At 70.5% G+C, this 25,037-nt stretch carries 23 protein-coding genes; 12 read left to right on the top strand and 11 right to left on the bottom strand.

The features are described from left to right. Nucleotides 1-6 precede the first annotated feature (6 nt). Complete coding sequence (locus Q9R33_RS13205) at nt 7-1,236, bottom strand: TetR/AcrR family transcriptional regulator (RefSeq protein WP_310249286.1); 1,230 nt, start codon at nt 1,234-1,236, stop codon at nt 7-9. A gap of 196 nt (nt 1,237-1,432) precedes the next feature. On the opposite strand from Q9R33_RS13205, the gene fadD5 reads away from it, so the two are divergent. From fadD5 to Q9R33_RS13240, 7 genes are read left to right on the top strand one after another with little or no spacing between them, the layout of a single operon-like run. Beyond that, the gene (gene fadD5 / locus Q9R33_RS13210; RefSeq protein ID WP_311294059.1) at nt 1,433-3,010 is read left to right on the top strand and encodes a fatty-acid--CoA ligase FadD5; all 1,578 of its coding nucleotides are present in this window, start codon (nt 1,433-1,435) and stop codon (nt 3,008-3,010) included. A 3-nt stretch (nt 3,011-3,013) separates the two neighbouring features. Continuing rightward, on the top strand, nt 3,014-4,618 hold the full coding sequence (locus Q9R33_RS13215) for an alcohol dehydrogenase catalytic domain-containing protein (RefSeq protein WP_311294060.1): 1,605 nt from the start codon (nt 3,014-3,016) through the stop codon (nt 4,616-4,618). Between the two features lie 18 nt (nt 4,619-4,636). After that, nucleotides 4,637-5,917 carry an ABC transporter substrate-binding protein gene (locus Q9R33_RS13220; RefSeq protein ID WP_311294061.1) on the top strand — a complete coding sequence of 427 codons (1,281 nt, stop codon included), beginning with the start codon at nt 4,637-4,639 and terminating at the stop codon, nt 5,915-5,917. 4 nt (nt 5,918-5,921) lie between these two features. Continuing rightward, nucleotides 5,922-6,692, top strand: coding sequence for an ABC transporter ATP-binding protein (locus Q9R33_RS13225; RefSeq protein ID WP_311294062.1), 771 nt, complete (start codon nt 5,922-5,924; stop codon nt 6,690-6,692). Beyond that, nucleotides 6,689-7,396 (top strand): ABC transporter ATP-binding protein, encoded by a 708-nt coding sequence (locus Q9R33_RS13230; protein WP_311294063.1) that lies wholly within the window; start codon nt 6,689-6,691, stop codon nt 7,394-7,396. Before Q9R33_RS13225 ends, Q9R33_RS13230 begins: the two co-directional genes overlap by 4 nt. 12 nt (nt 7,397-7,408) lie before the next feature. After that, a complete protein-coding gene (locus tag Q9R33_RS13235; RefSeq protein WP_311294064.1) occupies nt 7,409-8,287 on the top strand; it encodes a branched-chain amino acid ABC transporter permease in 879 nt (292 codons plus the stop codon). Beyond that, the gene (locus Q9R33_RS13240) at nt 8,284-9,354 is read left to right on the top strand and encodes a branched-chain amino acid ABC transporter permease (RefSeq protein WP_311294065.1); all 1,071 of its coding nucleotides are present in this window, start codon (nt 8,284-8,286) and stop codon (nt 9,352-9,354) included. The genes Q9R33_RS13235 and Q9R33_RS13240 overlap by 4 nt, the downstream gene beginning before the upstream one ends. Nucleotides 9,355-9,398: 44 nt before the next feature. Here Q9R33_RS13240 and Q9R33_RS13245 read toward each other — a convergent pair whose 3' ends face one another. The 5 genes from Q9R33_RS13245 to Q9R33_RS13265 all read right to left on the bottom strand — a co-directional run bounded on the left by Q9R33_RS13245 (nt 9,399) and on the right by Q9R33_RS13265 (nt 14,385). After that, nucleotides 9,399-9,854: a hotdog fold thioesterase gene (locus Q9R33_RS13245; protein WP_082497210.1), complete on the bottom strand. Its 456-nt coding sequence runs from the start codon at nt 9,852-9,854 to the stop codon at nt 9,399-9,401. Nucleotides 9,855-9,858: 4 nt separating this feature from the next. After that, a complete protein-coding gene (locus Q9R33_RS13250) occupies nt 9,859-11,049 on the bottom strand; it encodes a bifunctional 2-methylcitrate synthase/citrate synthase (RefSeq protein ID WP_311294066.1) in 1,191 nt (396 codons plus the stop codon). An 82-nt stretch (nt 11,050-11,131) separates the two neighbouring features. Next, nucleotides 11,132-12,040, bottom strand: coding sequence for a methylisocitrate lyase (gene prpB, locus Q9R33_RS13255; RefSeq protein WP_310249300.1), 909 nt, complete (start codon nt 12,038-12,040; stop codon nt 11,132-11,134). Between the two features lie 97 nt (nt 12,041-12,137). Then, nucleotides 12,138-13,664, bottom strand: a complete 1,527-nt coding sequence (locus tag Q9R33_RS13260; RefSeq protein WP_311294067.1) for an MmgE/PrpD family protein — start codon at nt 13,662-13,664, stop codon at nt 12,138-12,140. A gap of 10 nt (nt 13,665-13,674) precedes the next feature. Beyond that, nucleotides 13,675-14,385 (bottom strand): GntR family transcriptional regulator, encoded by a 711-nt coding sequence (locus tag Q9R33_RS13265; RefSeq protein ID WP_056372071.1) that lies wholly within the window; start codon nt 14,383-14,385, stop codon nt 13,675-13,677. 183 nt (nt 14,386-14,568) lie between these two features. On the opposite strand from Q9R33_RS13265, the gene Q9R33_RS13270 reads away from it, so the two are divergent. The 5 genes from Q9R33_RS13270 (at nt 14,569) to Q9R33_RS13290 (ending at nt 18,800) form a co-directional block, all read left to right on the top strand. Next, nucleotides 14,569-15,147 carry a hypothetical protein gene (locus Q9R33_RS13270; protein WP_311294068.1) on the top strand — a complete coding sequence of 193 codons (579 nt, stop codon included), beginning with the start codon at nt 14,569-14,571 and terminating at the stop codon, nt 15,145-15,147. Between the two features lie 77 nt (nt 15,148-15,224). After that, nucleotides 15,225-16,148 (top strand): ABC transporter ATP-binding protein, encoded by a 924-nt coding sequence (locus Q9R33_RS13275; RefSeq protein WP_311294070.1) that lies wholly within the window; start codon nt 15,225-15,227, stop codon nt 16,146-16,148. Continuing rightward, nucleotides 16,145-17,764, top strand: a complete 1,620-nt coding sequence (locus tag Q9R33_RS13280; protein ID WP_311294072.1) for a polyketide antibiotic transporter — start codon at nt 16,145-16,147, stop codon at nt 17,762-17,764. Before Q9R33_RS13275 ends, Q9R33_RS13280 begins: the two co-directional genes overlap by 4 nt. Nucleotides 17,765-17,773: 9 nt before the next feature. Then, nucleotides 17,774-18,259, top strand: coding sequence for a helix-turn-helix domain-containing protein (locus Q9R33_RS13285; protein ID WP_311294073.1), 486 nt, complete (start codon nt 17,774-17,776; stop codon nt 18,257-18,259). A gap of 10 nt (nt 18,260-18,269) precedes the next feature. Continuing rightward, nucleotides 18,270-18,800: a ribonuclease H gene (locus tag Q9R33_RS13290; RefSeq protein ID WP_056371972.1), complete on the top strand. Its 531-nt coding sequence runs from the start codon at nt 18,270-18,272 to the stop codon at nt 18,798-18,800. A 246-nt stretch (nt 18,801-19,046) separates the two neighbouring features. On the opposite strand, the gene Q9R33_RS13295 is transcribed toward Q9R33_RS13290, so the two are convergent. The 5 genes from Q9R33_RS13295 to Q9R33_RS13315 all read right to left on the bottom strand — a co-directional run bounded on the left by Q9R33_RS13295 (nt 19,047) and on the right by Q9R33_RS13315 (nt 24,923). Continuing rightward, nucleotides 19,047-19,409 (bottom strand): VOC family protein, encoded by a 363-nt coding sequence (locus Q9R33_RS13295; protein WP_311294074.1) that lies wholly within the window; start codon nt 19,407-19,409, stop codon nt 19,047-19,049. A gap of 109 nt (nt 19,410-19,518) precedes the next feature. Further along, nucleotides 19,519-19,998 carry an NUDIX domain-containing protein gene (locus Q9R33_RS13300; RefSeq protein ID WP_311294075.1) on the bottom strand — a complete coding sequence of 160 codons (480 nt, stop codon included), beginning with the start codon at nt 19,996-19,998 and terminating at the stop codon, nt 19,519-19,521. 3 nt (nt 19,999-20,001) lie between these two features. Next, nucleotides 20,002-21,015, bottom strand: coding sequence for an aldo/keto reductase family protein (locus Q9R33_RS13305; protein ID WP_311294076.1), 1,014 nt, complete (start codon nt 21,013-21,015; stop codon nt 20,002-20,004). Nucleotides 21,016-21,069: 54 nt separating this feature from the next. Continuing rightward, the gene (locus Q9R33_RS13310; RefSeq protein WP_311294077.1) at nt 21,070-23,193 is read right to left on the bottom strand and encodes an ABC transporter ATP-binding protein; all 2,124 of its coding nucleotides are present in this window, start codon (nt 23,191-23,193) and stop codon (nt 21,070-21,072) included. Then, the gene (locus Q9R33_RS13315) at nt 23,190-24,923 is read right to left on the bottom strand and encodes an ABC transporter ATP-binding protein (protein WP_056371981.1); all 1,734 of its coding nucleotides are present in this window, start codon (nt 24,921-24,923) and stop codon (nt 23,190-23,192) included. The genes Q9R33_RS13310 and Q9R33_RS13315 overlap by 4 nt, the downstream gene beginning before the upstream one ends. Nucleotides 24,924-25,037 lie beyond the last annotated feature (114 nt).

Genomic DNA, 25,037 nt, shown 5'->3' on the forward strand with positions numbered 1-25,037 from the left:
GGGGCGTCAGCGGGCGTCGATGCCCAGCACGATCTCGACCAGGCGCGTCAGCCGCGCAGCAGCGGCGTCGTCGCGCACCGTGAGCAGCGGCGCCTGGTCGGCGACCACGCCCAGCCCGGCATGGACGAGGACGGATGCCTCGCGCCCGCCGAGTTCGGGACGCACGGCCTGCAGCAGCGCCGCCCAGTCGGCGATGTGCGCCCGCTGCATCGCGCGCAGGCGCCGCTGCTCCTCGGGCGCGAGGTTGCCGATCTCGGAGAAGTAGATGCGCGTCAGCGCGAGGTGCGAGAACGTGTGGTCGACGTACGCACGGCAGAGGCGGCGCAGCGCATCCTCGGGCGAGGACGCCGACTCCCGCGCGTGCAGTGCGGCGCGCTCGAGCTCCACCGCGGCCCGCTCGCACGCGGCCAGCAGCAGCGCGGACTTGCCGTCGAAGTGGCGGTAGACGCCCGACGGCGTGAGGTCGACCTCGACCGCGACGTCCTCGATGGTGACCTCGTTGTAGCCGCGCGCGGCGAACTGCCGGATCGCGGCGTCGATGAGGCGCGCCCGACGCCCCTGCTCGGAAGCGGTTTCATCGTCGGGCGGAGGCGAGGGCGCAGCATCCGTCGCCGCCACCGTGTGGGGAGCCGGAAGCGAGCCGTCGAGCGCGCGCCACGCGGCCCCCGCCAGGAGGCTGCGCAAGGCCCTGGCACCGACCACCGTGCGATGCGCCGTGATGCTCGCGACTGCGCTCAATGCGCCGAGGACGAGGAGCCTGCGATCGGTCTCGTCGACCTCGGGGCGGTAGACGACGTGCGCCGCCTCGAACCGCTGACGGAGCAGACGGAACTCGGAGGTGAGCAGCTCGCGGTCGTCGTGCTCGAGGTAGCGCCCCTCCCACCGGTAGATCCCGCCGGTCGCGCGGAGTTCGACGGTGGTCGCGATGACCGCGTCGACGAGCGCGTCGAGGGCAGCGTGGGCGTCATCGGGTGAGTCGAGCGGAAGCGCGGCGGCCGCGTCGGTGTCTTCGATGAGGCGGTGCGCGATGGTGAACGCCGTCTGCACGAACAGCGCGTACTTGTTCGGGAAGTGCCGGTACAGGGCGGGCGCCGAGATGCCGACGGCCGCCGCGATGTCCTGCATGGCGACGGCGTGATAGCCGTTCTGCGCGAAGGCGAGGGCGGCGGCTTCCTCGATGCGGCGCTTGCGGTCCCGCGGCCTCGTGCGTGAGGCGGGGGGCACGACAGCGGGCATGCGGACAGCCTACTCGCGGGCTTCGGTGGGCTGCCCCGAATGCGAGGCCGTGTTCACTTCCGGCGCGTCGCCCGATGTGAATTTCCATTAACAAAAGGTCGTGACATCCGGCGCCACGCCTGGCATACTCGACACGAGCCACCGGTGCCGCAGGGTCGCGGCATCCGTTGACGATGACGTGACGAGAGGCCACCCGATGAACGATTCCGCCCCCACCGCGATCCCCGCATCCGCGCGGCGCAACCACTGGATGAACCAGGTCGCCACGCACGCCGAGATGAAGCCGGATGCCGCGGCATTCCGCTTCCTCGGCGCCACCACGACATGGCGCGAGACGCGGGACCGCACCGACGCGTTCGCGGCCGCCCTCGCGCGCCGCGGCGTCGCCGCCGGCGACCGCGTGCTGCTGCTCACGCTGAATCGCCCCGAGGTCGTGATCTCGGTGTTCGGCATCAACCGGATCGGGGCGATCGCCGTGCCGATCAACATCCGGCTCACGCCGCCGGAGATCGCCTACATCGTCGACGACGCCGACGCGGACGTGCTCATCGTCGAGGGACCGCTCGCCCCGCTCGTGGGCGCCGTCGCCCAGATCACCGACCGCATCAAGAGGGTCATCGTGATCGGCGACGCCGGCCAGGGCCAGCAGTCTTGGGCGGACCTCGTCGCCGAAGACCCCGCAGGCTTCGAGGCGCCCGACGTCCCCGAAGACACGACGGCGCTGATCATGTACACGTCGGGCACCACCGGGCGCCCGAAGGGCGCGATGCTCGATCACATCAACCTCTACGCGCAGTCGATCACCTGCATCCGCGCGAACAACGTCGTCGACGAGAGCGACATCTCGTTCCTGACGGCGCCGCTCTTCCACATCGCAGGCCTCGGGTCGATCGCGCCGAACTTCATCCTCGGCATCCCGACCGTGATCCACCCGCTCGGCGCGTTCAATGCCACCGAGCTGCTCGACGCGTGGGAGCGCGAGAAGGCCACGATCGTCTTCAACGTGCCGCAGCAGTGGCAGGTGATCTGCGCCGACCCGAGCATCGCGGAGCGCGACCTGCACCTGCGCATCATCAGCTGGGGCGCCGCTCCCGCGTCCGACACACTGCTGCACGCGATGGCCGACACGTTCCCGCACGCGACGAACGTCGCCGTGTTCGGACAGACCGAGCTGTCTCCGATCACGTGCGTGCTGCGTGGCGAGGACTCCCTCCGCAAGCTCGGGTCCGTGGGCCGGCCGATCCCCACCATCCAGTACCGCGTCGTCGACGACGACATGAACGACGTCGCGCCCGGTGAGGTCGGCGAGATCGTGTACCGCGGACCCACCCTCATGAAGGGGTACTGGCGCAAGCCGGCCGAGACCGCGGAGGCCTTCGAGGGCGGCTGGTTCCACTCTGGCGACCTGGTCCGCCAGGACGACGAGGGCTTCGTGTGGGTCGTCGACCGCAAGAAGGACATGATCATCTCGGGCGGCGAGAACATCTACTGCGCCGAGGTCGAGAACGTGCTGTTCGCCCACCCGAAGATCCTCGACGTCGCGATCTACGGCCGCGCCGACGAGCGCTGGGGCGAGGTCCCGGTCGCGGCGGTCGCGACGGCACCGGGCGAGGAGCTCACGATCGACGAGCTGCAGGCGTGGCTGAGCGACAAGCTCGCGCGCTTCAAGCAGCCCAAGGCGCTGGTCGTCGTGCCGGCCCTCCCCCGCAACGCCGGCGGCAAGGTCAACAAGGTCGCGCTGCGCGCGGCCGACCGCGAGCTCACCCCCGCGTAGGCCATGACAGCTGCTGTGGCCGCGCTCGTCCGTGAGCGCGGCGGATCCGTCGCGCTCACGGACGTCGTCCTGCGTTCCCCCGACCCGCGAGAACTCGTCGTCCGGGTGATGGCCTCCGGCGTCTGCCCGACCGACCTGTTCGGCATCGACGGCGGAGCCGGCAATCGCTTCCCCGCGGTCTTCGGCCACGAGGGCGCGGGCATCGTCGAAGCCGTCGGCGCGGAGGTCACGCGCGTGCGACCCGGCGATCGGGTCGTGCTCGGCTTCGGCTCGTGCGGCGCGTGCGACTCGTGCCGCGACGGGCACTCCGCGTACTGCGACCGCTTCGCCGAGCTCAACTACGCCCCGCGCTCCGATGCGGCCACCGAGGACGGCGAGCGCGTCACCACCGCGTGGATGGCTCAGTCCTCCTGGGCGACCCGCGTCGTCGTGCACGAGTCGACCGTGGTGCCGATCGGCGACGACGTGCCCTGGGCGGTGGCCGCGACGCTGGGCTGCGGCATCCTGACCGGCGCCGGCACCGTGCTCAACGTGCTGCGCCCGGCCCCCGGCGACGCGCTTCTCGTGCTGGGCGCCGGCACCACCGGGCTCGCGGCCGTCATGGCTGCGGCGCACCGGGGCGTCGCGCGCATCGTCGTGAGCGATCCCGTGGAGGCGCGTCGCGCCCTCGCTCTCGAGGTGGGCGCGACCGAGGCGCTCTCCCCCGACGCCCTCGCGGCGCGACGACCCGCTCCCTCGTTCAGCCACGTGCTCGACACCGCCGGCACGCAGTCGTCGATCGACGCCGCCCTCGCCGTCGTCGCGCCACGCGGCATCGCCGCCACCGTCGCGCTCAAGCCGGGCGCCAATCCCGTGACCGTCTCGCAGTCGCGCCTGCTGTGGGGCCGCACCCTCGCCGGAGTCATCGAAGGCGACGCCGACATCGCCCGCGACGTGCCGCTGCTGGCGGCGCTGTGGCGCGCCGGCCGGCTCCCGGTCGAGCGTCTCATCGGCACGTACGCGTTCGCCGACGCGCAGGCCGCGATCGCCGACGCCCGCGCGGGACGCGTCGTCAAGCCCGTTCTCGAGATGGAGATGGGGATGGGGACGGATGCTGCGGCCGCAGCATCCGTCCGCTCCCTGGTCGACCGGCTCCGTGACGGCGTGCCCGACGACGACCTCGCGGCGCTCTGGCGCTCGCTCCCGCCGGTCCGGACGGAGGAACTGCGCGGACTGTGGCACGGCTGGGCCGCGACCCGCGACCACCGCGCCGGGCTGCTGCTCGCGCGCAGCCGGTGGTACGGAAAGCTCTTCCGCTGCGACGACGACGTCGCGCCGATCGTGTGCGAGAACGGCGACGGCGCGCTCGTCGCCGACGAGCGCCTCGCCCGCGGCGGCGCGACGCTGCGCACCATCCAGCACGACGGCATCGCGACGGCGTCGATGGTCTACGACGGCCAGCCGATCATCGACCACTTCGTGCGGCTGGGGCCCGACACGGTGTTCGGCGTCATGACCGGTCGCGACTCCGACGACCACGGCCGCGCCTTCTACTTCGTCCTCGAGCACGTGGAGGACCGCCCCGTCGCCCTGCGCGACAACACTCCTGCAACAACACACAGCACCTGACGCATTCGAGGAGGAATGATGTCGACCCTTCGCACCACCCGCCCCTCCCGCCGCCTGCTGCCGCTCGTCGCGGCCGGCGCGACCGCCACTGCCCTGGTCCTCGCCGGCTGCGCCGGCCGCGACGCCGCACCCGAGGCCACCGCGCCCGGCGCAGCGCAGTGCGACCCCGGCTTCACCGACACCGAGGTGAAGATCGGCAACAGCATCCCGCTGTCAGGCCCCGCCGCCGCCTACGGCGCGATCGGCCAGACCCTCAAGGCGTACTTCGACGACATCAACGCCGACGGCGGGCTGGAGTTCGCCGACGGGGTGACGCGCGACGTCACCGTGTCGGTGCTCGACGACGGCTACGACCCGGCCAAGACGGCGGCGAACGTGCGCACGCTCGTCGAACAGGACGAGGTGTTCGCGCTCGCCGGCGTCCTTGGCACGGGAGCGGCCATCAGCGTCGCCCCGTACGTCGAAGAGGCCGGCGTGCCGAACCTCTTCACCGGCACCGGCAGCGACGCGATCCTCGCCCTGCACGAGACCGAGCCGTGGACCACCGCGTTCATGCCGCAGTACAGCTTCGAGGTGCAGGCGCTCAGCGAGTATCTGGTCGAGAACCACCCTGGCGCCAAGGCGGCGATCCTGTACCAGAACGACGACTTCGGCGAGAGCATCCGCGCCGGCTTCGAGGCGGCGTTCGAGGGGACGGATGTCGAGCTCGTCGCGGCCGAGTCGTACGAGGTCGCGTCCGCCTCGGTCGACAGCCAGGTGACGACGCTCGCGGCCTCGGGGGCGGACGTGTTCCTCGACTGGGCGGTCGGCGCCTTCGCGACGCAGTCGCTCAAGAAGAAGCTCGAGCTCGGGTGGGACGCCACCACCGTCATCAACGCTCCAGCCGCCGACGCGACGTTCTTCCTCAAGCCCGCCGGACCGGGCGCCGCCGACGGCGTCGTCTCGATCGCGTATACGAAGGACATCACCGACCCGTCGCTCGCGGGCGATGAGGGCTTCGACGCGTGGACCGAGTTCGCGGCCGCCCACCCCGACGAGGTGAACGCCCTGTCGGCTCCCGCCGCCGCCGGGTACCAGACCGCGCAGCTGCTCGAGGCCGCGCTCAGCGAGATGGAGGGCTGCACGCGCACGGCGCTGCTGACAGCCGCGACCTCGTTCGACGAGCTCGAGCTCGACCTCGCGCCGGTCACGATCACGACCACGCCGGACTACCCCTACGTGTTCCGCGAGATCAAGGTGCAGGTCTTCAACGGCGAGAACTGGGACCTCGCCGACGGCAGCTACACCGTCGGCGATTGACGCCATGGCCGATCTGCTCGAGATCTCGGACGTCCGGCTGTCGTTCGGCGGACTGCAGGCCCTCGACGGGCCGAACCTGGCCGTCGCCGACGGCGAGGTCGTCGGGTTGATCGGCCCCAACGGCGCCGGCAAGACGAGTCTGTTCAATTGCGTGAGCGGTCTGTACCGCCCGCAGCAGGGCAGCATCCGGGTCGCCGGGAGCGAGGTCACGCGCCTCCCCCGGCACCGGATCGCGGCCCTCGGCGTCGGCCGCACGTTCCAGAACCTCGGTCTGCTCCCCTCGCAGACCGTGCTCGAGAACGTGCTGGCCGGCGCCTACCATGCCACGCGAGGCGGCTACTGGGCGAGCGCGCTCGCCGTGCCCGCCGTCGCCCGCACCGAGACGGCGATGCGCGGCCGTGCGCTGACGCTGCTCGCGGATCTCGGGCTCGGCGAGGTGGCCGGCCGCGTGGTCGGGACGCTGCCCTTCGGCACGCTCAAGCGCATCGAACTGGCACGCGCGCTCATCGCTGAGCCACGGCTGCTGCTCGTCGACGAGCCGGCCAACGGACTCATCCACGGCGAGGTGCTCGAGCTCGGGGCGACGCTGCGCCGACTCGCCGCGGAGCGCGGCACCGCCATCCTGCTGGTCGAGCACCACATGGGCCTGGTGCGCTCGGTCTGCGACCGGGTGGTCGTGCTGAACTTCGGGCGCATCATCGCGACCGGAACCCCCGCGGAGGTCGCCCGCGACCCGCAGGTGGTCGTCGCCTACCTCGGGAGCGCCGCCGCATGACACTGCTGTCCGTCGAGATCGCCGCGGCCGGCTACGGCGCCGTGACCGTGCTGCGCGACGTGGTCTTCGAGATCCCCGAAGGCGGGCGGCTCGTCGTGCTCGGCGCGAACGGCGCCGGCAAGACAACGACCCTGCGCACGATCTCAGGCATGTGCCGCGTCGAGGGTGCGATCCGCTTCGCGGGGAAGGACATCACCGGGATGCCGCCGCACCGCGTCGCCGCCGCCGGCATCGCGCACGTGCCACAGGGCCGCGGCACGTTCGGCGACCTCACCGTGCGCGAGAACCTGCTGGTCGGCGGATCCGGCCGGCCCGGACGCGAGGCCGCGCGCGACGCCGCGCACTGGCTCGACCGCTTCCCCCGTCTCGCCGAGCGCAGCGGCCGCCCCGCCTCCGGGCTGAGCGGCGGCGAGCAGCAGCTGCTCGCGATCGCCCGCGCGTACATGGCCGCGCCCCAGCTGGTGCTGCTCGACGAGCCGTCGCTGGGGCTCGCGCCCAAGATCACGCAGGAGCTGTTCGCGACGCTCGACGAGATCGGGCACGAGACCGGCACCGCGGTGCTCCTCGTGGAGCAGAACGCCGAGCTCGCGCTCGGCATCGCCGATGAGGCGGTCGTCATTGAGAGCGGCACGATCACCGTGCGAGGTTCGGCGGCGGAGCTCCGTGACCAGGACGAGGTGCGCCGCGCGTACCTCGGGGTGTGACGAGGAGGATCGATGTTCCTGCAGCAGGTGGTCGACGGCGTGGCCACGGGCGCCGTCTACGGCGCACTGGCGCTCGCGATCGTGCTGGTCTACCGCGCGTCGCGCACGCTGAACTTCGCGCAGGGCGAGCTGGCCCTGCTGGGTGCCTACGTGTCGTGGCAGCTCACGGCGTGGGGCGTGCCGATCTGGGGCGCACTCGTGGCGTCGATGGCGGCCCTCGCGCTGCTGTCGGCCGGCATCGAGCGGGTGCTCGTGCGGCCGCTCGTGCGCCGTCATCAGCACCTCCCGCTCATCATCGTGAGCCTCGGGCTCATGATTGCCCTGAACGCCACGATCGGGTGGGTCTGGACGTATCAGACGAAGGAGGTGCCGGCGCTCTTCGGTGCGGGCTCCTTCGTCATCGCGGGCGTCTCGGTTTCGCGACAGGACGTCGGCATCGTCTTCTCGGTGCTCGTCGTCGCGGCCGGACTCGCCGCCCTCTTCGGCTTCACGCGCGTGGGCCTGCGCATGCGTGCCGCGGTGTCGTCCCCCGAGTCGGCGGAGCTGTCGGGCATATCGACGGGTCGTACGATGTCGATCGGCTGGGCGCTCGCCGGCGCCGTGGGCGCGCTCGCCGGCACGATGATTGCGCCCGAGCTGTTCCTGCACCCCGGCATGATGGGGCCCGTCCTCATCTACGCCTTCGCGGCGGCGACCCTCGGCGGACTCGATTCCCCCGTCGGTGCGCTCGTCGGCGGCGTCGCCGTCGGGATCATCGAGAACCTCGCCGGCAGCTACCTCCCCGCCGTCGGCTCCGAGCTCAAGCAGGTCGTGGCCCTGCTCATCATCGTCGGGGTGCTGCTGATCAGACCGCAGGGGATCTTCGGACGCCGGGAGCTGGTGCGCGCATGACCGTCACGACCAGCTCCCCCCTCCGCACCCTCCTCGCCTCTCGGCGGCCGGGCTCGTCCGTCGCCGAGTGGCTGCGCCGCCCGCGCCCGCCTCTCGCGCCGCCGCGGTGGCTCACGATCGTACTGTCCGTCGTCGCCGCGGTCGCCCTCATCGCGGTCCCGCTCCTCAACCCGAGCTACATCAACCTCACCGTCACGCTCGTGATGATCTGGACGATCGTCGGCCTGGGCCTCAATCTCCTCATCGGCTTCGGCGGGCAGGTCTCGCTCGGCCACTCCGCGTTCTTCGCGATCGGCGCATACACGGTGGCGGTCGCCGGCGAGAGCGGGCTCCCGCATCCGTTCACGCTCGTCGCCGCTGGAGTGCTCCCCTTCGTCGTCGGCTACCTCATCGGCCTGCCCACCCTGCGGCTGAAGGGCTTGCAGCTGGGCCTCGTGACGCTGGCGATGGCGATGGCCACGCCCGCTGTCATCCGCGCGCTCGAGCCGTGGACCCACGGCAGCCGCGGCATCGCGATCGAGGGCGATCCCCCCGCGTGGGTGCCCCTGGCCCACGATCAGTGGGTCTACTACCTCGCACTCATCGCCGCCGCCCTCGCGTATCTCGTGACGCGCCGGCTCGCGCGCGGCCGGCTCGGCCGCTCGTTCGTCGCCGTGCGCGACGCCGAGCTCGTCGCCGAGACGCTGGGCGTCGACGTCTGGCAGACCAAGACCCGGCTGTTCGCGGCGTCGGCGGTCTACGCGGGCGTGGCGGGCGGTCTGTACGCGATGCTCCTCGAGTTCATCGGCCCCGAGAACTTCGGGCTCACGCTGTCGATCTCGTTCGTGACGCTCATCGTCGTCGGCGGCCTCGCAACGGTGCCCGGCGCAGTGCTCGGCGCACTGTTCGTGCAGTACGTGCCGACGTTCACGTCGAGCATCAGCCCCGCCGCGACCGGCGCCGTCTACGGTGCGGTGCTCATCGTGTTCGCCTTCTTCCTGCCGTACGGACTCGTGGGTCTCCTGCGCGCGGCGCTCGCACCGGTCGTGCGCCGCATCCCGGGATCGCACCCGAGCGGCACACGATGACGGATGCTGCGATCCGGCCGATTCGCCGGGTCGAGGCATCCGGTTCAGGCGCGCGCGTCGGGAGTCGCGTAGGTGCTGCGCTGCTCGATGACCGCGAGTGTGCAGCGCGAGACGCACACGAGGCGACCGGCTTCGTCGGCGATGCGGATCTCCCACACGTGCACGCGACGCCCCACATTGATCGCCGTGACCGTGCCGATGACCCAGCCGGACGAGATCGGGCGCAGGTGGTTGGCGTTGATCTCCATGCCCACGACGTGGAACCGCTCACGGTCCACGGCGAGGTAGCCGGCCCACGACGCGAGCGTCTCGGCGAGCGCGACCGATGCCCCGCCGTGGAGCACACCCGCGGGCTGCACGGAGCGGTGGTCCACCGGCATCCGTCCGACCAGCGCGTCGTCGCGGATCTCGACGATCTCGATGCCGAGGTTCTCGATGAGCGTGCCCGGCGCCATCGCCGACAGGTCGACCGCGGCGATGTCGCCGAACCAGAGGCTCACGGCCTCACCCCGCGGCTTCCTCTTCACGGTCGGCGGCGGCCAGGTGCGCAGCATCCGCGACATAGCCCTCGATGTGGCGCTCGTCAGGGCCGTTGTACTCCGACAGCGGGCGGATGAGCGCGTTCGAAGCCAGCTGCTCCATGATGTGGGCGGTCCAGCCGGTGACGCGGGCCGCCACGAACAGCGGTGTGAACGTCTCGGTGTCGAAACCCATCAGGTTGTACGCCGGACCCGACGGGTAGTCGAGGTTCGGGTAGATCCCCTTGCGGCTCACGAACTCGCTCTCGAGGGTGTCGTAGAGCGCGGCCAGGTCGGGCCGGTCGTAGTGCTCGACCAGGGTGTCGAGCGCCGCCTTCATGGTGGGCACGCGCGAGTCGCCCTTCTTGTACACGCGGTGACCGAAGCCCATGATCTTGCGCTTGGAGGCGAGAGCCTCATCGAGCCACGGGCCGACGTTCTCAGCGGTACCGATCTCGTCGAAGATGTGGAGCACGGCCTCGTTCGCGCCGCCGTGCAGCGGGCCCTTCAACGCCCCGATGGCCGCGACGACGGCGGAGTAGAGGTCGCTGAGCGTCGACGTCACGACGCGAGCGGTGAACGTCGAGGCGTTGAACGAGTGCTCGGCGTAGAGGATCATCGACCGGTTGAACGCGTCGACCACGACGTCGTCGGCGGTCTCGTCGAACGTCATCCAGAGGAAGTTGGCGGCGTAGTCGAGGTCGTCGCGCGGCGCGACGGGCTGCAGGCCGCGGCGGCGGCGCTGACCGTAGGCGACGATGGCGGGGAGCACGGCGAACAGACGCACGCTGCGCGCCAGGTTCTCCTCGACGCTCCCGCTCGCGTCGAGCACCGATCCGGTGCCGGCGAGATCCTTCGCACCGATGAGGCTCACGGCCGTGCGCACCTCATCCATGGGGTGCGCGTCGATCGGCACGAGGTCGATCGCCGCACGCACGTCGGCGGGCAGGTGCCGGTACGCCCGCTCGGTCGCGCGCAGCTGCGCGAGCTGCACATCGGTCGGAAGGTCGCCGTGCCACAGCAGGTAGGCGACCGCCTCGAACGGCTGCGTCGCGGCGAGCTCCTGCACCGGGTAGCCCCGGTACAGCAGGGAGTTCGTCTCGGGGTTGACCTTCGAGACCGCCGTGTAGTCCACGACGACGCCCGCGAGGCCCTTCTTGATGTCGGGGTCGGTCATAGCCTTGCTCCTTTGCTTGGCCCGGTCGTTGAGTGAGCGTAGCGAGTCGAAACGCGTTACGTCTCGTCGCTGCGCTCCTCGCTCAACGACCGGGAGCGTCGATCTGGAAGTTGAAGACGTCCTGGTCGAAGTGGTTGTAGTGCTCGTAATCGATGAGGTCGTAGAGATCGGCACGGTGCTGCATCTCGCCGAGCTTGGAGGTCAGATGTCCGTCGTCGATGAGCGTATCGAGAGCGCGGGATGCCGCGCCCATCGCGATCCGCAGGAGTGAGACCGGCCAGATCACGATGTTGACGCCCACGCTCTGCAGCTGGTCGACCGAGAAGAGCTCCGACTTCCCGAACTCGGTCATGTTGGCGAGGATCGGCACGTCCACGGCGGCGCGGATCGCGGCGAACTCGTCGAGCGTGCGCATCGCCTCGGGGAAGATCGCATCGGCCCCCGCGTCCACGAGCGCTTTCGCACGCCGGGTCGCGGCATCCATCCCCTCCACGGCGCGGATGTCGGTGCGCGCCATGATCAGGAAGTTCGGGTCGCGGCGCGCATCGGCCGCCGCCCGGATGCGCTTGATCGCGGTGTCCTCGTCGACCACAGCCTTGCCGTCGAGGTGACCGCACCGCTTCGGGTTGATCTGGTCCTCGATGTGCGTGCCGGCAAGGCCGGCGTCCTCGAGGGTCTGGATCGTGCGGGCCACGTTCATCGGCTCGCCGAAGCCGGTGTCGGCGTCGATGATCGCCGGCAGGTCGGTCATCCGCGCGATCTGCTGGCCGCGTGCCGCCACCTCGGTGAGCGTCGTCAGGCCGATGTCGGGAAGACCCAGGTCGGCGCTCAGGACGGCGCCCGAGATGTAGACGCCCTCGAACCCCTTGCGCTCGATGAGCCGAGCGCTCAGCGGATTGAACGCCCCGGGGAACCGCAGCAGCTCGCCCGATGCGAGCCGCTCGCGGAACAGCCGCCGCTTCTCGTGCGCGGGGACGGTGGAGTACAGCATCAGCGGCTCCTCGTCGGCTCGGGGCGTTTCGTCTCGCTCGTTCCTCGCTCGCTCAACGACCGGGGGGACCGGTCGCTGAGCGTGACGAGCCGCAGCATCAGAAGAGGCCCTTCGGGGCCGGGGCCGCCGCGAGCACGCCGAACTCGGCGACGATCGTGAGCTGCTGCACCTCTTCGGCGGTGAGCTCGGGCAGGCGCTGGGCGAGGTCGAGGAAGCGCTCGATCTCGCCGGCCGAGAGCACGGGCTCGGCGAGCAGCCGGAACTTGCGCACGTAGTCCTCGCGCACGAACGGCCGGGCGCCGAGCGGGTGCGCGTCGGCGACGGCGATCTCGTCCTCGATGGTCTCGCCGCCCGTCAGGCGGATCTCGACGCGGCCGCCGAACGCCTTCTCGTCCGGGTCCTCCGAGTGGTACCGGCGGGTCCACTCCGCATCCTCGGCCGTCGTGATCTTGTGCCACAGCGCGACCGTGTCCTCCCGGCCCGCCCGCGCCGGCAGGTACGAGTCGACGTGGTGCCAGCCGCCGTCCTGCAGCGCGACCGCGAAGATGTACGGGATCGAGTGATCGAGCGTCTCGCGGGATGCCGTGGGGTCGTACTTCTGCGGGTCGTTCGCGCCCGAGCCGATCACGTAGTGCGTGTGGTGCGACGTGTGCAGCACGATCGCCTCGACGTTCGCGGGGTCCAGGAGCTCGGGGTGCTCGCCGTGGAGCTTGCGCGCCAGGTCGATCCACGCCTGCGCCTGGTACTCGGCCGAGTGCTCCTTCGTGTACGAGTCGAGGATGGCGCGCTTCGGCTCCCCCTGACCCGGCAGCGGCACCTCGTACGAGGCATCCGGTCCGTCCAGCAGCCACGCGATGACGCCGTCCTCGCCCTCGTAGATCGGGCTCGGCGAGGTCTCGCCGCGCATCGCACGATCGACGGCCTCGACCGCCATCTTGCCCGCGAACGCGGGGGCGTGCGCCTTCCACGTCGAGATCTCGCCCTTGCGGGACTGGCGCGTGGCGGTCGTGGTGTGCAGCGCCTGGCCGACGGCCTGGTAGATCGTCTCGACATCGAGGCCGAGCAGCGTGCCGATGCCGGCCGCGGCCGACGGGCCGAGGTGCGCGACATGGTCGATCTTGTGCTTGTGCAGGCTGATGGCGCGCACGAGGTCGATCTGGATCTCGTATCCGGTCGCGAGGCCGCGCACCAGCGCCGCCCCGTCGGCGCCGACGTGCTGCGCGACCGCGACGATCGGCGGGATGTTGTCGCCCGGGTGCGAATAGTCGGCCGCGAGGAACGTGTCGTGGTAGTCGAGCTCACGCACGGCGACGCCGTTCGCCCACGCCGCCCACTCCGGGCTCGTCTTGCGGTCGAGCGCGCAGCCGAACACCGTGGCTCCCGAGCCGCCGACCGACACCGCGTGGTCGAGAGCCTGCTGGCGGGCGGCGCTCACCGGCGCACGGGTGAGGGATGCTGCGGCCACCGCCGCGTTGTCGATGACGCGGTTGATGATCATGTCGACGACGTCCTGGTCGACCTCGACGGGATCGGCGGCGACTTCGGCGATGTGCCACGCGAGCTGCCCCTCGCGCGCGAGGTGCTCGTCGCTGCGGTGGACGCGGAGGTGGTGGATGACGGTCATGACCGGCCTTTCAGAGTCGGGGGCGCGCTTCGACAGGCTCAGCGGGAGCAGCAGCTGCTGCTCCGGTCGCTGACCCTGTCGAAGCGATGAGGGATTCGAGGATGCTGTGCAGCGCGTTGTGCAGGTGCACGTGCGTCGCGTGGGCGGCGAGATCCGCGTCCCGCGCGGAGATCGCGGCGGCGATCAGGCGGTGCTCGGCGACGGATGCTGCGAGCCGGGCGGGATTGTCGCGTGCGAGCCGTCGCACCCGGACGAGATGCGTGCGCACCGTGCGCAGGGCAGCGGTGAGGTAGTCGTTCGCGACGGCGGCGTCGAGGGCCAGGTCGAAGTCTGCGATGAGGGAGTAGTAGGCGTCGCGTCCGTCCGCGCCCGCGTCGTGGCCGTCGAGATCGACCCGGGCGAACTCGTGGGCGAGCTCCGCGAAGGCCGCGGCATCCCCGCGCTCTGCGGCGAGCCGCGCGGCGGACTCCTCGAGGGCTCGGCGCACCTCGAAGATCTCGCGGATGTCGTCGGCGTCGATCGCGGTGACCACGGTGACGCGCGGCGACTGCTGCGCGACGAGCCCGTCGGCCGCGAGCCGGCCCAGCGCTTCGCGCAGCGGCGTGCGGCTGACGCCGAGACGAGCGGCCTGCTCGACCTCGCCGAGCACGGCCCCGGGCCGCAGGATGCCGGACTGGATCTCGTCGAGGAGGGTCGCGTATGCGCGGTCACTGGCCCGCATCCGCATCACCTCCTCGTTCGACACCTCGGCCAGTGTATACAAAAACGTCCCAATCGCGCACTGCAGGACGAAATTGCGCAGCATGCGTATACAAAATCGTTCCGTAGGTACTTCACCCGATGTCGGTGCGCGTGCCGTGGGTATACCGTCCGCATCACCGGGGCGCTGAACGAAGGAGTTGCCATGAAGCACATGCGGGCGGCCGCCACCCTCGCCGCCGTATCGGGAGTCGTTCTCGGCATCGGAGCGACCGCCGCCGCCTCGGCGGCACCCGGTCACGTCGACCATTTCGATGAGCTCCATCACGAGAGCTTCACCGCACACGATCCCGACCTCTGCGACGGCCTGCTCGACTTCCCGGTCGAGTGGGAGGAGCACGAGGTCGGGTCGTTCCGGATCACCGAGCGTCAAGGACAGGAGTACGGCGGATACAACGCGACGCTCGTCGGCTCCTACACGAACGTCGATACCGGCCTCGCGTACCACTACGACCAGCGCGTCAACAGCAAGGACCAGAGGCTCGTGCCGAACGGCATCGGCGGACTGACCGTCACCTTCATCGACCGTTTCAACGTCTTCTGGACGGACGACCTGGGTCGGGTCGCCTTCCACGATGCGGGCGCGAACACCGCCACCGTGGAGTTGGACGAGAACGGCGACTTCGTCGAGTTCATCGATGACCACATCCGCGGACGCAGCGACACCGAGGGCCGCGACTTCTGCGACGACCTCATCGAGTTCACGACGCCGCCGGCGCCCTGAACCCTCCTCCCACGGGCGCCGTGAGGAAAGCGTGAGGAATATTCAGGAATTTGTGAATCCGGCGTACCGTCAGCGCCATGACCACAGTCATCCGCACGAGCGGCCTCACCAAGCACTACGGCCGCGTCCACGCCCTCGACGGACTCGACCTCGCGGTCGACGAGGGACAGGTGCACGGGTTCCTCGGACCCAACGGGGCGGGCAAGTCCACCACGATCCGGATCCTGCTGGGACTCGCGCGCAAGACCGGCGGCGAGGCATCCGTCTTCGGTCTCCAGCCGTGGCGTGACGCCGTCAAGATCCACCGGCGCGTCGCCTACATCCCCGGCGACGTGAGCGTGTGGCCGAACCTGTCGGGCGGCGAGGCCATCGACCTCCTCGCGCGCCTGCGCGGCGCCGCGCGCCACGACAAGGCGTACGCCGACGAGAAGGCGCGGCTGATGGACGCCTTCGATTTCGACCCGCGAAAGAAAGGGCGCGCCTATTCGAAGGGCAACCGGCAGAAGGTGGCGCTCATCGCCGCCTTCGCCGTGCCCGCCGACCTGTACATCCTCGACGAGCCGACCAGCGGCCTGGACCCGCTCATGGACGTGATGTTCCGCCGCGAGGTCTCGCGCGTGCACGCCGCGGGGGCGACCGTGCTGCTGTCGAGCCACATCCTCTCCGAGGTCGAGCAGCTGTGCGATCGCGTCTCGATCATCCGTGCCGGGCGCGTGGTCGAATCGGGCACCCTCGCCGACATGCGTCACCTCACGCGCACGGAGGTCTCGTTCGAGGGGACGGATGCTGCGCCCGTAGCCGCGCTCGCGGCGGCCCATGACACGCTGGTCGAAGACGGCCGCGTGCGCTTCACCGTCGACAGCGATCAGGTCTCGGGCGTGCTGCCCGAGCTCTCGCGCCTCGGGGTGGCGGGACTGCGCGTGGCGCCGCCGTCGCTCGAGGAGCTGTTCCTGCGCCACTACGGCGACGACCTCGCCGTGCTGGAGAGGAACGGACGATGAGCCGACTGTCGACGCTGCTCGGGCAGCGGCTGCGGCGGGACTGGCTGCAGCTGACGCTGTGGATCGCCGGCACCGTGGCGCTCGCGCTGGCCGGCCTCTCCGGCGCCGCTCAGACCTACGGCACAGAGCAGGAGCGCACGGCGCTGCTCGCCACCGTCATGGCCAACCCGGTGATCCTGTTGTTCCGCGGGCTGCCGTCGGGACCGGGCGAGCAGGCGTTCATCGTCTTCCTGCTGATGCCCTTCCTCGTGATGATGCCCGCGTTCATGAGCACCTTCCTCGCGGTGCGCCACACGCGCGGCGACGAGGAGGCGGGGCGTCTCGAACCCGTCGCGGCGACGACGGCGGGCAGGACCGTGCCGACGGTCGCGACGATCGTCCACGGCGTGCTCGCCAACGTCATTCTGGGCGTCCTCGTAGCCGCCGCCTTCCTCGCCGCCGGCTCGCCCGCCGAGGGGTCCTGGCTCGCCGGGTTCACCGCGGCGTGCGGCGGGCTGACGTATCTCGGCGTCGCGCTCCTGGCGGCACAGCTCATGCGGACCTCGCGGGGAGCGAACTCCCTCGCGGTGTGGGTGCTCGTCGTGACCTACTTCATCGCCGGGATCGGGAACGCCCTCGGCACGCCGAGCGACGACCTGACCCACATGCGGAGCTCGTGGCTGACGTGGCTCTCGCCCTTCGGATGGGCCGAGAACACCCGCGCGTTCGACGAGAACCTGTGGTGGCCCGCGTTCCTCTGCCTCGCCGCGTTCGTCGTGCTGGCGGCGGTTGCGCTGGCGCTCCAGACCGTGCGGGACCTCGGCGCGAGCATCGTGCCCGAACGCCGGGGGCGCGCCGCCGCGAGCGCGACCCTGTCGACGCCGACGGCGCTGGTCACGCGCCTCGCCACCGGATCGACGATCGGCTGGATGGCGGGCGCCTTCTTCGCCGGGGCGCTCTCGACCTCGCTCGGCGCGGTCGTGAACGAGGTGGGGTCGGACAACCCTGCCGTCGCCGACATGCTCAAGGCGCTCTCGGCCGAGGCCGACCTCGAGCAGGCGGTCATCGTCGTGTTCTTCACCATGGTGGGACTGCTCGCCGCGTGCGCGGGCGTGCAGACCGTCGCTCGCGCCAGGCAGGAAGAGGCGCACGGCACCGCCGAGCCGGTCCTCGCCACCCCGGTGCAGCGCGTGCGGTGGCTCGCCGACTACGTCATCGTGGGGTTCATCGCCATCGTGCTGACCTGCGCGGCGGCGTTCGTCGGGGCGTGGGCCGGCGCCGCGAGCCTCGACAACGGCGCCGCTCTGACCGGTGACGCGTTCGTCGCCGCATGGGGGCAGGTCATCGCCGCATCCGTGTTCCTCGTCCTCACCGCTCTCGTCTTCACGATCGCCCCGCGCTGGACGATCCCGCTCGGCTGGACCCTTGTCACCGCCGCGATCGTGTTCGGCCTCTTCGGACCCCTCCTCGGCCTTCCGGAGTGGGTGACGAACCTGTCGCCGTTCTCGGTCGCCCCGGTGCCGAGCGGCAGCGAGGTGGATCTGCGTGGGATGTGGTGGCTCGTGCTCGCCGTCGGAGTCGGGGCGGCAGCATCCCTCACCCTCATGCGACGGCGCGAGCTGGCCTCGGCCGGGTAGGCGAGCGCGATGACGAACGAGCACCCCGGCGCCGAGGCGGCGGAGCAGGCCGCGGCGATGCTCACCGCGGTGGGCATGCCGCGCATGCCGGCGCGGGTCATGATGGCCCTCGCCGGCTCGCCCGACGAGGGGTACACCGCCGCCGACCTCGCCGACCGCCTCGGCGTGTCGGCGGCGGCTGTGTCGGGCGCAGTGCGCTACCTCGTCTCGATGCGGCTCATCCACCGGCTCTCGCGCCCCGGCGACCGCCGCGACCGGTACGACCTCGCCGAGGACTCCTGGTCGGGCATGATCACGGCGAACGCACCGCTGTACGGCACCTTGGCGGCGTCGCTCGACCGCATCGCCGACGAGAACCCCGGGGCTCCCGCGTCGGCCGCACGGGCGCACGAGATCGCGGACTTCCTCCGGTATCTCGCGGAACGGATGCCGCAGCTCTCGGCCGAGTGGCGTGCAGGCCGCGACGCGGCCGGGGAAGCGACCGCGGCCGGGTAGCCTTGCCCGAGTGACCGACGCGACCCGCTACATCGTTGCCACCGACGGAGCCTGCAAGGGCAACCCCGGACCGACGGGGTGGGCATGGGTCGGCGAGGACGGGCACTGGGCAGCCGGCGCGATCCCCTCGGGCACCAACAACGTCGGCGAGCTGATGGGCCTGCTGAAGGCCATCGAGGACCACGGCGACGTCGCGAACCTCGTGATCCAGGCCGACTCCAAATACGCGATCGACACGTACACGAAGTGGATGGACGGCCACCGCCGCCGCGGCTGGAAGACCTCGACGGGGGCGCCCACGAAGAACGTCGACATCCTCGAGCAGCTGATCGCCGCGCGCGACGCCCGCCGGGCGGCCGGCCTCCCCGATGTCGAGCTCGAGCACGTGCGCGGCCACTCCGGTCACGTGCTCAACGCCTGGGCCGACGAGCGCGCGGTGCGCGCCTCCGAGCACGCGGCGAAGGGCACGGCGAGCGCGTGGTCGTCGCTCGGCGCACAGGACCGCATCGACGTCTCGTCCCGCCCGAAGAACGGGCGCTGACCGGGCGGTCGCTGCGCGCAGCCGCGGTCCTCAACTGAGGACGCGGGCGGGGCGGCAGTCCGGGACGGTCGCTGCGCGCAGCCACGGTCCTCAACTGAGGACGCGGGCCGGGCGGCAGTCCGGGACCGTCGCCGCGCGCAGCCGCGGTCCTCAACTGAGGACGCGGGCCGGGATGCGGAGTGGTTGCGGCTCGCGGCCCCTCATCTGGGCTCTCGTCCTCGAATGAGGATCTCGATCGGGGCGGGCTCAGCCCTCCGTCGAGCCTTCGAACAGGCCGACCACATTGCCGTCAGGGTCGCTGATCACGGCCCACCAGCTGGTCGGCGTGATCTGGCTCTTCTCGCGCAGCAGTTCGCCACCGGCGGCCTTGGCCTTCGCGATGGCATCGTCGATCGAGTCCACCTCGACGTAGGAGCGGGGCTGGGTGAAGCCGTCCTCGCGCGGGGCGAGGCCGCCGCCCGAGATCTTGTTGGGCGCCTGCCACATCGGGTACCCCTCGAACCCGGGGACCTCGGCGATCTGCCACCCGAAGAGGTCGGAGTAGAACGCGGTCGCCTTGCCGAAGTCGCTGACCGGGATGTCGATGTGCGTGATGTCGCCGTGAGCCATGAGGTTCCTCTCTCGTTCGGGTCGAACCCGGCCAGTCTCCGCCGCACTCCCCCGCCTCGCAAGAGACCGCGAGAGGACAGGGGCCTCGGGACGGGAAGCGGGGGACGCGTCAGCCGGCGGACGCGGCGTCGGCGAGGTGGCGCTCGAGCGCGTCGATCGCCGGACGCTGGCCCTTCACCAGGCGGTCGCGGGCGGCAGGCAGATGCGTCCACTCCACGCGGTCGACCTCGGGGAACCGTGCCTTCTTGCCGGAGCGCGGCGGCCACTCCAGCTCGAACTCGCCGAACTCGAGGTCGTCGAGCGAGAACCCGGTGCCGTCGGCGACGAACACCGTCACGCGCTTGCCCGACGAGTACGCGAACGTTCCGAGCTCGGCGTAGGGCGGCTCAGGCGGGTCGATGCCGAGCTCTTCGCGGAACTCACGGCGCGCAGCATCCAGCGCGGTCTCCTCCCCCTCGGCGAACTCGCCCTTGGGGACGGACCAGGCCCCGGCATCCTTGCTGGCCCAGAAGGGCCCGCCCATGTGCGCGATGAGCACCTCGGGTTCGGGCGCGATCCGGTAGAGCAGGATGCCGGCGCTGGTGATCACGGCTCAGACGATACGGGTCTTGGGCGAGACCGTGTAGGTGTCTTCGGGGTCGCTGAACACGACGTCGCCGAGGGCGGTGTCGATCGCCGCGAGCGTGTCGGCGTCGAGCACGATGCCCGAAGCCTTGACGGTCTCGGCGAGCTGCTCGGGACGGGATGCCCCGACCAGCGCGGACGCGACGTTCTTGTTCTGCAGCACCCACGCGATCGCGAGCTGCGGCATCGACAGGCCCGCCTGCTCGGCGACGGGCTTGAGGCGCTGGACCGCTTCGAGCACCTCGTCGCGGAGGAAGCCCTGGATGAAGCGGGCGCCGCTCTTGTCGTCGGTCGCGCGCGAGCCCTCGGGCACCGGCTGACCCGGCAGGTACTTGCCCGAGAGCACACCCTGGGCCATCGGCGACCACACGATCTGCGAGATGCCGAGCTCTTGCGAGGCCGGCACGACCTTGCCCTCGATGACGCGCCACAGCGCCGAGTACTGCGGCTGGTTCGAGATGAGCTGCACACCGTAGCTCTTGGCGAGGGCATGGCCCTCACGCAGCTGCTCGGCCGTCCACTCCGAGACGCCGATGTAGAGCGCCTTGCCCTGACGGACGACGTCGGCGAAGGCCTGGAAGGTCTCTTCGAGCGGCGTCTCGTAGTCGAAGCGGTGCGCCTGGTAGAGGTCGACGTAGTCGGTGCCGAGGCGCTTCAGCGACCCGTTGATGGACTCGAAGATGTGCTTGCGGCTGAGGCCGGTGTCGTTCGGGCCCTGCGGGCCGGTCGGGAAATAGACCTTCGTGAAGATCTCGAGGGATTCGCGGCGCTGCCCCGAGAGCGCCTTGCCGAGGACCTCCTCGGCGGCCGTGTTGGCGTAGACGTCTGCCGTGTCGAACGTGGTGATGCCGGCGTCGAGCGCCGCGTGGACCGTCGCGATGGCGGCCGAGTCGTCGACCTGCGAGCCGTGAGTGACCCAGTTGCCGTAGGTGATCTCGCTGACCTTGAGACCGCTGTTTCCGAGGTACCGGTAATTGACCATGAGAAAACGCTACCCGTCCCGATGGGTGCATCGGGACGGGCAGCCTCGCTGGGATCAGACGACCGGTGCGGTCTCGTCCTCGATGGCGTCGTCCTCAGCGGGCGCGGTGCGCTCGCCGGACTCCGCGTCGATGGACAGGGCGCGGGCCTCCTCGTCGAGATCGGCCGCGGCCTGCTCGAACTGCGAGTTGTAGAGGCGGAAGTACGCACCCTTCGCCACGATGAGCTCGTCGTGCGTGCCCTTCTCGACGATCCCGCCGTTCTCCATCACGAGGATGAGGTCGGCGTCGCGGATCGTCGACAGGCGGTGCGCGATCACGAACGACGTGCGTCCTTCACGGAGCGCCGCCATCGCGTGCTGCAGCAGCAGCTCGGTGCGGGTGTCGACGGAGCTCGTCGCCTCGTCGAGGATGAGCACCGAGGGCCGCGCCACGAACGCTCGCGCGATCGTGATGAGCTGCTTCTCGCCCGCCGAGATGTTCGACGCATCCTCGTCGAGGAGCGTGTCGTACCCGTCGGGCAGCGAGTGCACGAACCGGTCGACGTAGGTCGCCCGCGCAGCGGCGAGGATCTCGTCGTCGGTGGCGTCGGCCCGGCCGTAGCGGATGTTCTCGCGGATCGTGCCGGCGAACAGCCACGGGTCCTGCAGCACCATGCCGGTCTCGGCGCGGATGTCGCGGCGCGTGAGGTCGGCGATGTTCTGCCCGTTGAGGAGGATGCGACCGCCGTCGAGCTCGTAGAAGCGCATCAGCAGGTTCACGAGCGTCGTCTTGCCTGCGCCGGTCGGACCCACGATCGCGACCGTCTGGCCCGGCTCCACCCGGAACGACAGGTCGTGGATGAGCGGCCGGTCAGGCGAGTACGAGAAGGCGACGTCCTGGAACTCGATCGTGCCGTCGCCCTCGACGAGCGCCGGGGCGTCCTCGGCGTCGGGCTCCTGCTCGGGCTCGTCGAGCAGTTCGAACACGCGCTCGGCCGAGGCCGTGCCCGACTGCACGACCGCCGCCATGCCGCCGAGCTCCGCCAGCGGCTGCGTGAACTGCTGCGAGTACTGGATGAACGCCTGCACGTCGCCGAGGCGCAGCTGGCCGCCGGCCACCATGAGCGCGCCGAAGACCGCGATGCCCACGTAGGTGAGATTCCCGATGAACATCATGGCCGGCATCATGATGTTCGACAGGAACTGCGCCTTGAACGAGGCCTGGTACAGCTCCTCGTTCTCCTCGCGGAACGCCTCGCGCGACGCCTGCTCGCGGCCGAACACCTTGACCAGGGCGTGGCCCGAGAACGACTCCTCGACACGCGCGTTGAGTCGGCCGACCTTGCGCCACTGGATGCCGAACGCCTTCTGCGAGCGCGGCCCGATGACGCCGAACAGGATGCCCATGAGCGGGAAGCTCACCAGCACCACGAGGGTCAGCTGCCACGAGATCGTCAGCATCATGATGAGCACGCCGATCACGGTCAGCACGCTCGTGAGGGCCTGCGACAGCGACTGCTGCATCATCTGCGTGATGTTGTCGATGTCGTTGGTGACGCGCGAGATCAGCTCGCCGCGCTGGACACGGTCGAAGTAGCGCAGCGGCAGGCGGTTGATCTTCGCCTCGACCTCTTCGCGCAGGCGCCACATGACGCGCACCATGATCACGTTGATGACGTAGCCCTGCAGCCACATCAGCAGCGACGACGCGAAGTACAGCCCCAGCACGATGAGCAGCACGCGGCTGAGCGCCATGAAGTCGACGCCGGCGCCGGGCACGAAGTGCTCCATGGCCGAGACGATGTTGGCGAGGTCCTGCTGCCCCGAGGCCTCCAGCCCCGCGACGACCTGCTCCTTGGTCATCCCTGCGGGCGCCATCGACGAGACGACGCCTTCGAAGAGGATGTTGGTCGCCTCGCCGAGCACCTTCGGCGAGAGCACCGCGAGCACGACGCCGATCGAGCCGAGGATCGACACGAACACGAACGACCAGGCGTTCGGGCGCAGCAGCCCGATCAGCCGGCGGAAGGCGGGCCAGAAGTGCGCTGCCTTGCCCGGGGCGACCGCGCCGCTCCAGTCGTCGGCCGCGATGCGCGCCTGCTCGCCGAGCTCGATCTCGGCCTTCTCCTCGGCGCTCAGCTCGGCCACGGCCTGGCGCACGCGCCGACGGGTCTTCTCGGTGTTGTTCTCGTCGCTCATCGCGCGACCTCCGCTCCGAGCTGGGATTCCACGATCTCGCGGTACGTCTGGCTGGTCTCGAGCAGCTGCTCGTGCGTGCCGATGCCCACGATGCCGCCGTCGTCGAGCACGACGATGCGATCGGCGTCGGTGATCGTCGAGACGCGCTGGGCGACGACGATCTTGGTGACATCGGGAAGCTCGCGCCACAGCGCCTGCCTCAGCCGCGCATCGGTGGTGAGGTCGAGCGCCGAGAACGAGTCGTCGAACACGAGGACGCGCGGCTGGTGGACGATCGCCCGCGCGATCGCGAGCCGCTGCCGCTGCCCGCCCGAGACGTTCGTGCCGCCCTGCGAGATCGGGGAGTCGAGCCCGGCCTCCATCTGGCTCACGAAATCGCTCGCCTGGGCGATCTCGAGCGCGCGCCAGAGCTCGGCGTCGGTCGCGTCCTCGCGGCCGAACCGCAGGTTCGACGCGATGGTGCCCGAGAACAGGAACGGGCGCTGGGGAACGAGTCCGATCGTGCTCCACAGGGCGTCGAGGTCTGCCCGCCGCACGTCGACCCCGCCGACCTCGACGACGCCGTCGGTGGCGTCGAAGAGCCGTGGGATGAGCGAGATCAGGGTGGTCTTGCCTGCGCCCGTCGAGCCGACGATGGCGACGGTCTCGCCCGCGTCGGCGCGGAAGCTGATGCCCGACAGGATCGGGTGCTCGGCGCCCGGGTACGTGAAGGCGACGTCGCGGAACTCGACGGTGCCGGGAGCCGGGAACCGGCCGACGGCGTCGGACGGGCGCTCGAGCGACGAGTGCGTGTCGAGCACCTCGCCGACGCGCTCGGCCGACACCGCGGCGCGCGGGATCATCAGGGTCATGAAGCTCGCCATCATGACGCCGGAGAGGATGATCATGGCGTACTGCATGAAGGCGAAGAGCGTGCCGATCTGGATCTCGCCGCTGTCGACCTGCATGCCGCCGAACCAGATCACGCCGATGACGGTGACGTTCAGGATCAGCATGACCGCCGGGAAGAGCACAACGAAGAGCGACCCGACCTTGCGGCCGACGACCATGATGTCGGTGTTGGCCTCGCGGAAGCGCTCCTCTTCGATGGGTTCGCGGACGAAGGCGCGGATGACGCGGATGCCGGTGAGCTGCTCGCGCATCACGCGGTTCACGCCGTCGAGCTTGCCCTGGTAGCTGCGGAACAGCGGCACCATGCGGGCGATCACGATGCCCGCGACGACGAGGAGCACCGGCACCGCGACCGCGATGATCCATGCGAGGCTGGCGGCCTGCTCGATCGCGAGCACGATGCCGCCGATCGCGAGCAGCGGCGCCGTGACGAGGAACGTCGCGCCCATCATCGCGAGCATCTGCACCTGCTGCACGTCGTTCGTGTTGCGGGTGATGAGCGAGCCGGCGCCGAAGCCGGTGACCTCGCGCTCGGAGAAGCCCGAGACGCGCTCGAAGATGTCGTCGCGGATGTCGCGACCGAGCCTCATCGCGGCGCGCGCCGCGAAGTAGGTCGCGATGATCGACGCGACGATCTGGCCCAGAGACACGGTCAGCATGACGATGCCGGTGCGCCAGATGTAGTCGGTGTCGCCCTTGGAGACACCGTTGTCGATGATGTCGGCGTTCAGGCTGGGCAGGTACAGCGAGGCGATGGCGGAGGCCGACTGGAACAGCAGCACGCCGAGCAGCAGCCAGCCATACGGTTTGAGATATCGGACGAGGAGCTTTGCCAGCACGAGAGTTCTCCCGGACGCGGCGAAGCCATGGCAGGGCTCCGCCTCTGCGGATCTGAGGGTGCCGACCCACCTTCGCACGGGCCGCCGACATCGCGGCAGTCCCGTTCACTGAGG

It is taken from the genome of Microbacterium sp. PRC9 (assembly GCF_031844125.1).
Lineage (GTDB): Bacteria > Actinomycetota > Actinomycetes > Actinomycetales > Microbacteriaceae > Microbacterium.

Excerpts from the sequence above, each read along its gene's own strand:
- Q9R33_RS13230 (WP_311294063.1), top strand. The coding sequence starts at position 6,689 with ATGACACTGCTGTCCGTCGAGATCGCCGCGGCCGGCTACGGCGCCGTG.
- Q9R33_RS13235 (WP_311294064.1), top strand. The coding sequence starts at position 7,409 with ATGTTCCTGCAGCAGGTGGTCGACGGCGTGGCCACGGGCGCCGTCTAC.
- prpB (WP_310249300.1), bottom strand. The coding sequence starts at position 12,040 with ATGCTGTACTCCACCGTCCCCGCGCACGAGAAGCGGCGGCTGTTCCGC.
- Q9R33_RS13260 (WP_311294067.1), bottom strand. The coding sequence starts at position 13,664 with ATGACCGTCATCCACCACCTCCGCGTCCACCGCAGCGACGAGCACCTC.
- Q9R33_RS13240 (WP_311294065.1), top strand. The coding sequence starts at position 8,284 with ATGACCGTCACGACCAGCTCCCCCCTCCGCACCCTCCTCGCCTCTCGG.
- Q9R33_RS13225 (WP_311294062.1), top strand. The coding sequence starts at position 5,922 with ATGGCCGATCTGCTCGAGATCTCGGACGTCCGGCTGTCGTTCGGCGGA.
- Q9R33_RS13295 (WP_311294074.1), bottom strand. The coding sequence starts at position 19,409 with ATGGCTCACGGCGACATCACGCACATCGACATCCCGGTCAGCGACTTC.
- Q9R33_RS13215 (WP_311294060.1), top strand. The coding sequence starts at position 3,014 with ATGACAGCTGCTGTGGCCGCGCTCGTCCGTGAGCGCGGCGGATCCGTC.
- fadD5 (WP_311294059.1), top strand. The coding sequence starts at position 1,433 with ATGAACGATTCCGCCCCCACCGCGATCCCCGCATCCGCGCGGCGCAAC.
- Q9R33_RS13205 (WP_310249286.1), bottom strand. The coding sequence starts at position 1,236 with ATGCCCGCTGTCGTGCCCCCCGCCTCACGCACGAGGCCGCGGGACCGC.
- Q9R33_RS13275 (WP_311294070.1), top strand. The coding sequence starts at position 15,225 with ATGACCACAGTCATCCGCACGAGCGGCCTCACCAAGCACTACGGCCGC.
- Q9R33_RS13285 (WP_311294073.1), top strand. The coding sequence starts at position 17,774 with ATGACGAACGAGCACCCCGGCGCCGAGGCGGCGGAGCAGGCCGCGGCG.
- Q9R33_RS13270 (WP_311294068.1), top strand. The coding sequence starts at position 14,569 with ATGAAGCACATGCGGGCGGCCGCCACCCTCGCCGCCGTATCGGGAGTC.
- Q9R33_RS13305 (WP_311294076.1), bottom strand. The coding sequence starts at position 21,015 with ATGGTCAATTACCGGTACCTCGGAAACAGCGGTCTCAAGGTCAGCGAG.
- Q9R33_RS13265 (WP_056372071.1), bottom strand. The coding sequence starts at position 14,385 with ATGCGGGCCAGTGACCGCGCATACGCGACCCTCCTCGACGAGATCCAG.
- Q9R33_RS13310 (WP_311294077.1), bottom strand. The coding sequence starts at position 23,193 with ATGAGCGACGAGAACAACACCGAGAAGACCCGTCGGCGCGTGCGCCAG.
- Q9R33_RS13250 (WP_311294066.1), bottom strand. The coding sequence starts at position 11,049 with ATGACCGACCCCGACATCAAGAAGGGCCTCGCGGGCGTCGTCGTGGAC.
- Q9R33_RS13220 (WP_311294061.1), top strand. The coding sequence starts at position 4,637 with ATGTCGACCCTTCGCACCACCCGCCCCTCCCGCCGCCTGCTGCCGCTC.
- Q9R33_RS13280 (WP_311294072.1), top strand. The coding sequence starts at position 16,145 with ATGAGCCGACTGTCGACGCTGCTCGGGCAGCGGCTGCGGCGGGACTGG.